The sequence below is a fragment of the Hoeflea prorocentri genome (assembly GCF_027944115.1).
In the GTDB taxonomy this organism is placed as follows: Bacteria; Pseudomonadota; Alphaproteobacteria; order Rhizobiales; family Rhizobiaceae; genus Hoeflea_A; species Hoeflea_A prorocentri.
On record NZ_JAPJZI010000001.1, the window covers coordinates 2,986,050 to 2,999,171 of the forward strand.

Genomic DNA, 13,122 nt, shown 5'->3' on the forward strand with positions numbered 1-13,122 from the left:
GATCTCCGTTGGTTAACAGTCGAGATAGGTGTCTTCGAATGTTGCCAACAGTTCCTTGGTCATGGCCTCGTCAACGGCTGCACGGTTTTCTACGTTGCCAGCATGCAGATAAGGTGCGCCGGAATCGATGAAGCGCTCAGTTAATGGGTGCGGCGTGAACGGCGCATCAGCCTTTACAGTGCAGCCACTCCGCAAACGATCTGCAGCAAAAGCGGCAATGTAGGACTGCCCATACGGATTCTGGAGCATCGAGCCGACCACAAAGCCATCTTTGATCGCCTGAACAACAACGGGGTCATGATCAATACCGACCATTTTGATACGCTTGTCACCGACTTTGCGTAACGCATTGGCAGCCACAACTGTAGGAACCCAGCCAGTTGTGATGATGCCATCAGTCTCTGACCCATAGGCGGCCATGTAGGCGCTGATCTTCTCTTCTGCCGGTTCGGGTGCGTCAATGTCAGCAATCACTTGAAACAGCTCGACATTGTCATGTTCCGCGACAGCACGCTCAACACCTTCGATACGCAGCTGTGTATTAGGCTCCACGAGCCAACCCGCAAAATGCACGATTTTCTTCGGTCCGTCCCCCATCGATTCAATCAGCTTTTTGGTTCCCCGATACGCGGAGTCCCGCGCTTCGGTCGCGATGCAAAAGGCCACGTCCGACGGATCTTTCAAGCAGGCAGAAGCAATCACGACCGGGGCACCAGTTCCAACGATCTCATTCAACGTTGGTGCGCTGCCGACCGGATCGCCTGGATGAATAACAAAGGCATTGTACCCTTGGACAACCATACTGAGCAGCAGGTCATTTTGCAGATTCAGTTCCCATTTTTGCGGAACTTTGTAGTCGCCTGCTGCGAGGCCAAAGTCCTCACGCGCGGCAATCCCGCCGGGTTCCCAATCCGCGAAGAACGGATGCGGTCCGCCAGGGACAAGCCCAACCTTCGAACCATCCGCCGCGGCTGAAGTAGCCAACAACGCACTCACTGCAATGGTAGTAATGAACTTTAACATTTTTTCCTCCCTAAGGATGCTTTGTAAGGTTGTAAGGTCGTTTCGCCCAAACTGGCGTAAATCTTATATGTCCATCGGCATTCACTCTTCCTCCAACAAAAAAAGCTCTCTACCTAGCCACTCGCGTCATCAATCCAAGGGGACCTTGAACTCTGCGTTAGCGTTCCTCCTGACGTGAGCATCTCGGACGTATTCCTGCCCCACCGCATCAGCCCGTTCCAATGCTCTTGAGAGGGTTGCGTGCGTCAGTGCGGGGTGCATATTTTTGGCGTATGAATGTGCCAGAGTCGCATCGACCATCCGGCCAATGTTTTCTTTGAATTGAGGTCTATCCCCGCCGAGCTGCTCGAATGTCACGGGCAATCGAACTTCGACCAAAACCTTCAAAAGTCGCTCAATCTCTTCCGTGGAGCGTTCTTCGACGACCATTTGAGTGAAAGCGCCAAAAGCGACCATTTCCCCATGTAGCATATTGCTGGTCGACGGCACCGAAGTAATTCCGCGGATCAAAGCATGAGCTAATGAGAGGCCGCCACTTTCAAAACCAATGCCACTTAGCAGAACAGTAGCCTCAACTAACTTCTCGACTTCGGTACTGACTTTTCTATCGCAGACAGATCGATAGGCACTGGCTGCACTTTGTAAGATGATCTCGTAGCAGTGATCCGACATCATTAGAGCGGTCGTTGTCGGCGGTGTTCCAAAGAAGTTTTGACCATTAGACGCAGCGCATTGGTGAGCTTCCAGGCTTTTACTGACAGCATCTCCGATTCCCGCAGCAAAGAACCGTGGCGGTGCTCTGACGATCACTTCAGTATCGACAAAGACAGCCAAAGGGTTGAGTTTCAGATACTCAATGCTTGTCGGCTTGTTTTCGCGATCGTTGATTACAATCAGGCGGCTTGTTGGCGCATCATTTGACGCAATAGTTGGCACAACGATGATAGGCAGGCCTTCGTGAACGGCCGCAGCTTTTGCGGCGTCTATCGCCTTGCCACCACCGAGGCCCAATACCACGTCAGCTCGGTGTTGGCCGATGTCGGCCTTACACGATGTCAGCGTTTCTTGACTAATTTGCCCAGGAAAGTTCACCAAACCCACCTGGAGCCCACACTGTTGCAGACTTTCTGCCAAGATAGGCACCACTGCCGCCCGCACAGTTTCGTCGCAAAGAATGACCGGGCGTTCCAATTGCAGTTCCCGCAGAAATCTGCCCACCTCTGCCAAGGCCCCAGGTCCCTGAACATAGCGTGAGGGAAAGCCCATTATCTTCAGCATGGTGCTATTCCAATTGCCAGCATTTCAATTTGAGCTGACATCGGCCTTGCCCATAAACGCACCCGGTTTCACCGATGTCACGATGCGGATGTCCCGCCGAACACTTCCCTCAAGCTTTTCGAACGCAGCGACGTAGGCCGGATCGGAGTAAAGTGCCTCCGCGTCTTCCAATGAATCCCACTCAAGAAGCGTCACTCGAGCATTCTTGCCGGCTTCACGCGTCATGACTGGAAAGTCTCGCGCCAGGTAGCGCGCACCGGCGTTTATAACTGCCGGAGCAGCAAGTTCTGCGTAAGCGTCAAAGGCATCGCAATCAGTAATCTCGTCATAGAAAGCAATGGTGTAAACCTTGTCCGACATTCCGTTTTTGTGCTCCCCGCACTCAAAAAATCTGACATTTCAGTCGTCGTTTGACTATTTCTTACGACGCAAATTTGGCTTTTGTCAACAAAAACCATTTTACAAGAAAACGCAACCTAAGTTGTAAGAGAAGAGAATTTGACTAGAATCCTTGTGATCGCCAAAGCGAGGTTGACGCCATGCAGAATTCTGAGAACAGCGAAAGTCTGGCTGTCAAAACGCGCGCCATTCTCCGAAAATCCATCGAAAGCGGTCGGCTGAACCCGGGCCGTGTTATTGTTGAATCCACCATTGCCGAATTGATTGGTGCAAGCCGCAGCCCGGTGAAGACTGCACTTGCCGCATTGCATGCAGAGGGCCAGCTTGCACGATATGCCGGACGCGGATTCATCATTCGACCGGATGGGGCAGAATTGGATCGACGCCCGATCACTGCCGCTACACTTGGCTTAAAGCCAGACGAAACTGGCGCGCTTAAAGTCAGATCTTCTGAAAAACTATATGCGATTGTAGAACCCGATCTCGTCCGCTGCGCGATAAGAGGAAGAATTGGGTTCAGTGAAGCCGACGCAGCCACCTATTACGGGGTCGGGCGCACAATCATGCATGAAGTTCTTTTAACGGCGCAGGCGAATGGTCTTGCGCGTCGTGATAGACGTTCCCGCTGGAAGACCGTGGCCCTCAATGAAAAACGCGTTATATCGCTTTATGAACTGCGCAGATATCTAGAGCCCCATGCATTGGCATCTGCAATCGAGCGATTGTCCACGGAAGGCATCGAAAGAATGGCCGCCGACTTACGGCGCGCGGTAAAATCATATCCAGATGTATCTCCGTCTGATCTCTTCAAAATGGAAGAAGAATTGCATATCCACTGCGTCGAAAAATGCCCAAACAAAGAGATCGTAGAGGCTTTGCGCAGGACGCGTTGTGTGCACATCGCAAGTCGCTATGTCCTCGGCAACGAAGTAAAATTGCCTAAGGATGAGCCCTTTTTTGAAGAACATTTGAAGATTGTACGAGCGCTCGACTCGAAGGATGGTCCGGCGGTTCTGGAAGAAGCCAATGCTCATATTGAGACAGCATTGCCAAAACTCCTTACGCGCGTGAAACTTGCCAAAGAAGCACTTGGGCAACCAAACCTACCGTTCTTACAATCACAATGTTCGAGTGAGATTCTTTGATCCAGACGAGAGCTAAAACAAATCTGGTCGGTCGTTTTTCAACGCAAAGCAATCGATCTATCGTTTTCTAAATTCAAAACCCAAAAATCTGCTTTAGCAAATTTGAGCAGCCCAGTCTGATTGGTTCAAAATTGATGTTAGTGCATGGGCGGTGTGCGATGCATTGGGACGATGGTTTCCGGCGTTGGCAGGCGGTAGGCCAAAGCACTGTGTGGTTGTTTGTTGTTGAAGTGTTTCCCGCATTGTTCGATCAGAATTTGCGCCTCATTGCGGCAGGAGAAGATCTCACCGTTGAGCAGTTCGTCCCGGAGCCGCTGGTAGGAGCTCGCGCAGTATCCGTTTTCCCAAGGTGAGCCGGGTTCTATGTAAGCGGTTTTGGCACCGACGGCTCAGGTCCACCCCTCCCGCCGCCACACCTTTCAACCCGGCCATCGCTCACAGACCACCCTGCCTGTCTGAGCAGGGCTGCAATCCTGCGATAGCCGTGTCGACCAAATCAAAGCCCGTGAAATGATCCTAACCACCTCAACATTGACGTTCCATGAGCTTAGGCCAGAGCTACATTTCGTCGAGGTCAAGCAATCAAGCAACAGGGGCAGCCATTTGTGTATCGGCCCGTTCGTATACTTCGTCAGGAGTCGCCGAAATCAAGGGTGTGGAGGTCCGTCGAATATACCGTCAATAATTCTCGTTTCATCGCGATGTCAGCACATAGCCGGCATTGGATGGCGATAGAAAATTATTTAACATCAAATGCTTGTGAGAACTTTTATCTATCGCACGAAAACCAAATCCATGCACATCCCTACTCCCATTCAATAGTAAATCAGCCGCCTAATATGCTGATATTCTTACGGATTTTTCTGCGACGATTTGCGCATACCGTTCGTTGTACCGTCAAATTCTCAAGTTGTTGAAAAATCTTGGTTTAATCTGCGCCCTCAATTGCGCGACCCGATTTAGTCATGTTGATCGGACTCAAATCGATGGTTCGACACCAATGCTGTCTGCACGGCATTTTCCAAGCGGTGACATAATGATCCAATTTGGCCGTGTTGCTTTTCAGTTGCAGCAGGCTACAGGGCGTCTCAACTGCCTCGAACAACAGCATTTGAGTGCTGCCACGGGTTTGAACCCAGCCGTCAACTAGTCGACGCTCATTCGATGACAGACATTTCATTAAACAAAGAGGCGACTAAAAAATCTAAAATGTCGAACCAACGGAAAAGCCTACCACTATGGCGTCGTCAATGCTGGATTTGCCGTCTGGGTTGAGAATGAACTGCACATCTGGTTGTACATAAAATGCCGGAAGGATCTGGGCGCGATAATTGACTTCAAGGATGGTTTCCGCAGTCTGGCCGGCAAGATGCTTGCTGAATACACCCATGGCCGCAATGAAGGAGAGGCTGTCTTCGGGACGGCTGTTGAAGGGCCCGACATAACTCAAGCCTCCTGCAGCCATGAACATGATTTCATTAAGATCGGGCGGTGCGTAGCTTAGGGCCAGCCAGGCCCATAGTCCCCGTGAGTAGCTGTCGTCCATGCTGTAGAGCATCTGCTCGCCCATCGCGTAGATGCCCCATGTGTTTCGCTCACTGGCTCCCGTCTGCAGATTGGTCAGACGCTCGGTGTCGTAATAGCCGCCAACCTTGTAGGTGCCCGGCAATCCCGTTTGTGACGCCCTATTACCGACATTCACACCAACCTCCGAAATTGCAAGTACACCTGACCCGTCCGGTGCTCCAAACTCGACGCCATGCTCGCTGGGATCTCCGAGTGAGGGATAAACCAGATATGCGCCGGTCTGTGCGTACCAGCTATTTCCGGGCTTCACCTTCACTCGGCCACCCCAGACAGCATTTGGATAGGTTGGAAAGTTAATGCTACTAGCCCCGGCAATCGGGTTGCCGCAGATACCCTGATTAACCGACGTACAGGCAGTGGCAAGCGTGGCAAAGTCTTCGCCAGTTATGATCCGACCACCAACCAATTCCGTGGTATTGTTGAACAATTGTGAACCAACAGCGAGATGAACGAGACGCGTCGAAGGTCCGGGCTCTCCTGAAGAAGACAATTGGACAGGAAAGTGGTTTCCGACGTTGTTTGGCGTCAGGCCGATGTTTCCCGTACCCAGGTTGAACGAGGCCGTGAAATAAGTCCGTTGCTCTATGTCAAGCAGGCGCGAGAAATCCACGAACGTCCCGAAGTTCCAACTACCGATCCAGCTTGCCCCGTCCGGTGTCTGTCCACCGATCGGATTTGCAGCAAACTGGCCAGAGTAAGCTCCAGAAAATGAGATGCCCATCAATTCCAGATCGTCTCGCAGGCCGCCCCAGCTTCCAAGCACATTGGGAGCTTGCGGATTACCCGAAAACCATCCCCAGCCCTGATCAGGCGTCCAAGTCCCCGGATGCAACCAGGGTGTCGCTGTTTCCGGTCCTGCCGTGTCCCATCTTGCAGGATTAAACTGGCTAGCCTTGATCCAGGGATTGATATCCGCCAAAGAAGCGGTCACCCCTGCCAACAATCCTGTGATAACCAGTGTTGAGGCGAAGGCTCGCAAACGAAGTTTCTGTAGATGTGCCGACATTGGATTGCGCTGGCCCTTCATTTGCCCAGCGACCTGCCTTGCTAAACTCCGTGGCGGGGCCGTGGGCGATTTGTGGTTCATGAACCGGACGTCGCTAGCCTGGGCAAGCGGCGCCGCGAGTGGGTTTTGAATGGTGTTTCCAACGCTGTATTCAACACGCTGCAGAGTTCTGACGTTTGAATGCCTCAAACCGCTTATCCTTCCCGTCCGGCAACGCCTCAAGCGTTTCAGCATCCCGCTCGTCCCAAAATGGTTTCTAATCGCTTCTCGGGGTCAGGGGCGCACCGCCGGGTCCGGGGGTTCCAAACGTGAGAACGTTGTCGACATAAGCGCGCAACGCATCCGCCCAGTCCGTCAACGTCTTACATATCTTCGGCTTGTCTGCGACGTCGACCGAGCAACGCAGCGACACAAAGTTGTTCAGGCTCATTGATAGCTGCAGCGAAAAGTCCGACGAGTACAGCTGACTATCGCTGAACACCGCCCCGGCGGAAACGTTGCGATAGAACGTCATACGAAAGTCCTGATGATCACCGGCTGTTTTCGAATCGTCCAGGCCCAGAATAGAGCTAAGGGTCGAGAACTCCGGCAAGATAGCAACCGGTGGAAAACCAGCGGTCTGATGGCACCCGATGCAAGAGGCCTGAGGATTGTCCACTGGACCTGCCAGACGGCCACCGAAACCGAGGTGATCGAGTGTCACGGGAGCAGTCGTCAGTTCCTTAAGCGCTTCCTCGTCAATCCACTGTTCGGTTAACTTCTCCTGGCTGCAATTTCCGTTGGCGTCACACGTTTGCGAATAGGTGACTTTAGGGCTGTTTCCCCATTGAAGGCCGAGTGGCACCATACGGTCCCAGACCGTTGCCCCCGTCTGGGTGCCGTCATAGGCAAACGTTCCAAAAAGCCAGCCGGTAACGCTGCGATCATCGCGAACGGCAACATCGATCTGCAACAGGCGGACGGTTTGAACCTTCCTCTCATAACGTGAAATCGGCCCCTGATTGCGGACAGCCGGTTCTGTCTCGACAAATATATCCGCTTCCCACTCCAAGGCATCCTTCATAGTTGGAAGCTCAGATTCTTCGATTGTCGAAAACAGAAGTTTGATGATGTAGGAACCGTCGGCGAAGTTGTTCAATCCGGCAGGATCAGGATTGAGTGCCGACGGGTCGGGTGAATTGGGATCACAATAAACCTGACCGATACCGAAAGCGCCTCTGTCGTTGTAGTAGGCTCCTGACCAGGTATCGACTGATCTGGTCTGCAGTGTCGATAAGGTCTTCGGATTGGAATCGAATTCGTGAGTCAGGCCATGGACGAACTCGCGACCGTCGGTACCGGGCCAGTCGGCTGCGACTTCGGAGTTCCAATCCATCCAGGGCATCGAGTACCAAGATCGGACTTTGTTGTCTTCAACATAAAAGTCGACCTCGACATTGCCCTCAAGACCATAGTTCAGGAGTTCAACTAAGTAGGTTTTCGGGTCGGTAGGGGCGCCATTTTCGAATGGTATCGCCATCCATGGATAGTCTTCCTTGGGCGGCAGTTTGTCGGGGTAGTCCTGGCTTAGCTTGAAAACTCGGCCGGTATAATCGGCCGGCGGATCGCCACCCTCCCCTTGCAGGTAATAATCTTTAAATTCACCCCGCACGCACCCCTGTTTCGCGTGCGCGTTGCGTTCATCATCTGACGAAGCCAACGCACTGACAGGCGCAGCAATCATGACAAGAGAGACAACCGGGAAACAAAGACATAATGATCGTTTGAGGATGTTGGTCAATCTCATGGCTATCGTTTCCTCTTTCTATGAGTGATCATGCCTGGACGCCGGATCGACGATCAGGAAATTTTGCATCATGCCCGTGTCTTCATGCGGCAAGATATGGCAGTGATAGACTGCCTTGCCGGTGTACTGCTTGAAGCGCATGCGGACGACGACGGTTTCATTTAAGGGGACCCAGATCGTGTCTTGGATCAGGCCCGGCGGCTGCTTGATGCCGCCTATCGATACCACCTCGAATGCATTGACATGGATATGGAAGGGATGGCCTTCGGCACCGCCGTGATGCGCGTCCTTCAGAGACAAATGCCATTCTTCAACGCCGTCCAAATCGACGACGGTCGGCACTTCCATTTCACTGTAGATCGCATTGTTGATGAGGTAATCGCCACCAACCACCTTGTTGATGATCCCAGGAACGCTTCCAGTGAAGACGATCTGGCGGACGCGACTTACCTCCTCGGGTTTGATCAATGGATATTCGCGGTTGGGGACTGGCAGTTCCCCTGGCAGCGCCATGTCTTGGGCCGGACCCTTCACCTCGATTTCCGCAATCACCTTGGCCGCACTGTCAAGAAACTGCCGATCGTGAGGGATTTGGCGTATCTGATAGACGCCGGGCGTCGCGTTTGCCTTGATCAAAAATTCGGCCCGGTTGGCTGGCGCGAGGAGAAGCTGTCCATCGGTTTCGCTGTAGCCGGTCGCCGGAATGCTACGCACCTGTGGGAAATTCACACCGTCCATGGCGAGCAGATGGACCTCATGCCCGTCGACGACGATCGGCATGAGATTGTCCGAACTGCCATTGAGCATTAAAAAACGAACCACCTCACCGGGTGCAAGAGTGAAGCGCTGCGGTGTCAGTTGTGCAGGGACCGGGCTAGTATCCTCGTTGGTGCGGTCGTTGTGCGTTTCTCTGAAAAACGGCTCACCATTGAGAAGATAGTACCGGAGCTTGTAATCGCCGGTGGTGAAGCCACCGTTCAGGGATGTCCTCTCGCCATTAATGGTGACGTATCCACCATAGGTCTGCCAGATGGCGTTTTGAACCGGCTCATAGGTCCACAAATCCGGGTCATCCTCACTCGGAAACAGGCCAATGTCCTGAATTACCAGCGGGATTGAACGTGCAGCTTTGATTTCCGGAACTTCGTCGAGTGCGCCCTTTACGATGAGCGGTCCCGCCATTCCGCTTACCGCCTGAACCGCCGTCGCACCATGTTTGTGCGGATGATACCAGTTGAGCCCGGGCGGGTGATCTTCGGGAATTTCGAAGACATAGTCGAGATGTTCACCGGGCGGGATTTTGATCATCGGTGCGAGCGGATCGGAGGTCCCAAGCGGAACGAACAGATGCGGCAGCACATCCATGCCGTGAAGATGAAGGGCGGTATGGTCGAGGCCATGCGGCACATTGTGGTCGCCGTCCCAAGCGGATGAATCATATGGTGGCAACGAATTTTTCATTCGAATTCGTAGCGTCGATCCCGGCGTTACTGTGATCGTCGGGCCAGGAATCTGATCATTGTATGCCCTCAGCCTCACGCGATTGCCGTCAAGGACCATCTCCTTTATGGCGCATTCGAGCTCAATCCAATCGTCGCCGCTTAGGGGCGCTGTTTCCCCTTCCTCGTTAGCAAATGAAGAAGTTCCCGCGACACTAGCCACTGCTGCGAGTGAACCGCCGAGGACTTCCCGACGTGTTACCCTTTCCATCTCAATTGCCCCTCAACAGATGCTTCCCCAACGGCGGGAATTGCTGCTTTAAGCTGTATTCCAGTCTTCGGTCGGCCAAAAAAGCAAAACGGCTCAGACCAAAGACGGTCGCCCTTCCTTAGGTTATCTTGCACGCTTGCCGGCTTTGTGCGCCGCGATTCGCTCCGAAAACCTATTGATAAAAATCCAGAGTTTATGCGTTAAGCGCAAGGATCAATCGCTGGACGACAGTTTCAATTTTCATAGGTCAATCGTATCACCGGACCCTACAAATCCCCTGTCTACGACGTCACAGCAAAGCCAAGATACCATCTGCCGTACCGACCAGCTCATCGTCGGCAAGACCGAGGGCAGGCATCGCAATCATCCAATGACGTTCAATGCTCAATTGGCTTCTTCTTACTCGACGTTTGTCACTTCCGGTTTACCTCGATCCCGCACATGTGGCCGTGAGGAATTCGGCGTGCTTCAATTCCTCCTTTCTGTCGGTGGCGATCAGCGTCGTAAAGGCCGCTTGTTGTACAACTTAATGTGGGAAAACGGATCTTTGTAACTTACGAGAGCTGCCATCTGGGTCGTTGTCCGGTAAAATCAAACGCACCATGGGACAAGCTGACCTGATTCCTGCTTTCAAATTCGATGGCGCATCGTTGGGTAGCAGCCATTGCTTTGACGCATGGCGGGAGACCATTCGATGTGTTTATGACGTAGCGCCTCTGGAGGAGGCTGCAACCGAATTCGAAAATGTGGATGGCTGGCTAGTCAACTCTCTTATATTCTCCGAAGTTTCTTTCTCAAGACAATCGTTCCGACATCACGCCCGCCACCTTCAAGATGCCAACTACTTGAGTGTACAAATTTACAGGTCAGGGGGAGCAAGGGGTGTCCTCGCGGATCAATCCTGGATTATGAAACCGGGGGATGTTCATATCCATGATTTTTCGCGAGAGTTTCGCTCAGTAACTGAGAAATCTGTGGTTTCAGGTGTAACAATCCCACATGCGGATGTCGGTTATGATCCCGCAACACAACCGGCACACATGATGTTCTGCGGTGACTCTGCCATTGGTAGTGTATTGAGAGAGAGCTTTTACGCGATTCAGCGCCGCTTGCCAGAACTCAACAAAGAGGAAGCCGCGGTCTTGGCGAACGGATTTTGCGGACTGGTACGCGGCGTTATCAGTCCTCAAAAGACAAAAGAGCTATCCCGAGCGAAAGCATTTTCTGCTGAACGGCGCGTTGCCATGCGATCTTATCTGGACAAGCATCTATCGGATCCCGGCCTGGGTATCCACAATCTTTTGAATACGTTTGGTGTTTCGCGACCATCAATCTATCGCGACTTCGGCGATGTTGGTGGAGTCACGGCTTACATTAATGAGCGTCGTCTCAATCGAGCCTTTCATCAGCTTATTTCAGCAAACCCCTCACACGGACGCGTCAAGGAAATTGCCCACCATATCGGGTTTAAGGACACATCATATTTCAATAAGCTCTTCCGCAAACGCTTCGGCATCACGCCTAGAGCCGCAATGACAGGTCGGCAAATTGTGAGGGCATATTCGCAGCAGTCAAATCAGATTGCCTCCTCACCCAATACTTCTCAGCTAAACGACTGGTTCAATAGTATTTGATCACTGATTGTATCGCAACTTCAGCTTTTCAGATCTGGATCATGTGAACAACCTCCAGAGAACTCACCACTGGAACAGTTCCCGGTTTGAAAGGTCGATCAACTGAATGAATCGATGGCCGGACCCGAACGGGTCGTGACTCCAATCCCCACCTTCCTGGTCTTCGGCATTTTCCTTTCAGCGTCTTCCGGTGCCGTCATCCGAACGCCGCCTACCAGCGGCAAGCTCCTTGAATGCAGCGCTGAGGGCGTTCGCGGTTTGTAAAGTCCCCTCACCTCGCGTTGAAACGCTCCAGCGCTCCGCTACGGCTCTGCGCGCTCGTCGCTCGTGAAGTGCCACTGGCACGTCACATTGAAGCGCATTGCGATTCAGCCGCTCCAGCGCTTCGCTATGGCTTCGCGCGTTCGTCGCTCCAAAAGGTCCACCGGACCTTTTGACCGGCTACGCCGACCGCTCCTCACTCCCATTTCAATGGTTAACCGGTTGGTTAAGCTTCTGATTTTACGACATATTATACTGCGACACTTCGCGCGTACCGTCAGAAATACCGTCGATATTCTAAACCTATGAAATTGCTAGCGTATTTTCTTCACACTACCAATGAAGACATGTGGAAAATCGTCAAAGGCACGCCCAGGCCTTTGAAACGGCATCGGGCAGGCATCACAGGGTCAATTCAAGGGCTCGCAGCCACCGGGAGCAGCACTCGATAACAGTATCCGTCCAATAGTTCGGAGGGTAGGATTCAACCGGTCGATACCCCCTTCCGTCGAGGATAGCGGCGCGTTGCGCCCCACTAGGTCACCAGCACATGCATTGCTTCTTTCCCATGCGGATGTTGGCGAGTTCGTTAGCCCGACCTTCCACTCGGGATGTCGAGACCGCTTTGCGTTACGCACCGGATCTGGCAACGCGTAGAGTTCACAACGCTGCCAACTCGCCTAAACGATTATTTACGACTTTCTGACAGCTCTTGCGTATGGTGGCGAACACAACCTCAGGTAGGTCTGGAAGGCCTTTCAGAGACCGCAATTGGCCGGGTGTCCTGATCGCGGCCGCAATTGTCAGCCTGTTTTCCCATTGGTTCTGGCACTATTCTCATTTGAAAGCTCAGTTTTCCGGCGAAACAGCGCAAGCTTCAGCGACAATCAAGGAGATCTCCTCACGTGGATGCCGTGTCCTTGATCGTTGCAATGGCGCGCAGGCGCGGGTCTTTGAGGCGCGGATTCAGTACCGAACAACACATGGTGAAGCGGTTACCACATCGATGAAATTCGACTCGCCGTTTTGGAGCGAAGGCGACACAATCGACATCGTCTACCCGGTCGCTAACCCTGACGTGGTGACCTTCGATCTGGACAGCGCTCTAAGATTTTGGACTTTTCGGCAGATTGAGGCTCTTGTGATCCTTTTCATTGGTATCGGTATTGGATTGCATCAATGGTTCAGTCCAAACAGCAGCGACAGCAGGATCGCGTTTCGCTCTGATTGAACCGGAAGGGATTGAACAAACCCTGTCGCTTTCAATCGCCGAAAACACTACCTTTAGTAGCT

The 13,122-nt window shown here is 52.7% G+C and carries 9 protein-coding genes and 1 pseudogene; 3 read left to right on the plus strand and 7 right to left on the minus strand.

The features are described 5' to 3' along the window. Positions 1–12: 12 nt before the first annotated feature. The 3 genes from OQ273_RS13940 to OQ273_RS13950 form a co-directional block, all read right to left on the minus strand. On the minus strand, positions 13–1,023 hold the full coding sequence (locus OQ273_RS13940) for a sugar ABC transporter substrate-binding protein (RefSeq protein ID WP_267991104.1): 1,011 nt from the start codon (positions 1,021–1,023) through the stop codon (positions 13–15). A 129-nt stretch (positions 1,024–1,152) separates the two neighbouring features. After that, a complete protein-coding gene (locus OQ273_RS13945) occupies positions 1,153–2,301 on the minus strand; it encodes a glycerol dehydrogenase (RefSeq protein WP_267991105.1) in 1,149 nt (382 codons plus the stop codon). Positions 2,302–2,325: 24 nt separating this feature from the next. Further along, the gene (locus tag OQ273_RS13950) at positions 2,326–2,661 is read right to left on the minus strand and encodes a DUF1330 domain-containing protein (protein ID WP_267991106.1); all 336 of its coding nucleotides are present in this window, start codon (positions 2,659–2,661) and stop codon (positions 2,326–2,328) included. A gap of 179 nt (positions 2,662–2,840) precedes the next feature. Here OQ273_RS13950 and OQ273_RS13955 point away from each other — a divergent pair, with 179 nt between their 5' ends. Further along, positions 2,841–3,845, plus strand: coding sequence for a GntR family transcriptional regulator (locus OQ273_RS13955; protein ID WP_267991107.1), 1,005 nt, complete (start codon positions 2,841–2,843; stop codon positions 3,843–3,845). 137 nt (positions 3,846–3,982) lie between these two features. On the opposite strand, the pseudogene OQ273_RS13960 reads toward OQ273_RS13955, so the two are convergent. From OQ273_RS13960 to OQ273_RS13975, 4 genes and pseudogenes are all read right to left on the minus strand, one after another. Then, positions 3,983–4,234, minus strand: a pseudogene (locus tag OQ273_RS13960) (integrase core domain-containing protein); the annotation flags it as partial. A gap of 815 nt (positions 4,235–5,049) precedes the next feature. Next, a complete protein-coding gene (locus OQ273_RS13965) occupies positions 5,050–6,459 on the minus strand; it encodes a carbohydrate porin (RefSeq protein WP_267991108.1) in 1,410 nt (469 codons plus the stop codon). A gap of 235 nt (positions 6,460–6,694) precedes the next feature. Further along, a complete protein-coding gene (locus tag OQ273_RS13970) occupies positions 6,695–8,224 on the minus strand; it encodes a hypothetical protein (protein ID WP_425493380.1) in 1,530 nt (509 codons plus the stop codon). A gap of 18 nt (positions 8,225–8,242) precedes the next feature. Next, the gene (locus OQ273_RS13975) at positions 8,243–9,934 is read right to left on the minus strand and encodes a multicopper oxidase family protein (protein ID WP_271292111.1); all 1,692 of its coding nucleotides are present in this window, start codon (positions 9,932–9,934) and stop codon (positions 8,243–8,245) included. A 602-nt stretch (positions 9,935–10,536) separates the two neighbouring features. Here OQ273_RS13975 and OQ273_RS13980 point away from each other — a divergent pair. Both OQ273_RS13980 and OQ273_RS13985 read left to right on the plus strand, forming a co-directional pair. Then, positions 10,537–11,568, plus strand: coding sequence for a helix-turn-helix transcriptional regulator (locus tag OQ273_RS13980; RefSeq protein WP_267991110.1), 1,032 nt, complete (start codon positions 10,537–10,539; stop codon positions 11,566–11,568). 1,102 nt (positions 11,569–12,670) lie between these two features. Continuing rightward, the gene (locus OQ273_RS13985) at positions 12,671–13,060 is read left to right on the plus strand and encodes a DUF3592 domain-containing protein (RefSeq protein WP_267991111.1); all 390 of its coding nucleotides are present in this window, start codon (positions 12,671–12,673) and stop codon (positions 13,058–13,060) included. Positions 13,061–13,122: the final 62 nt, after the last annotated feature.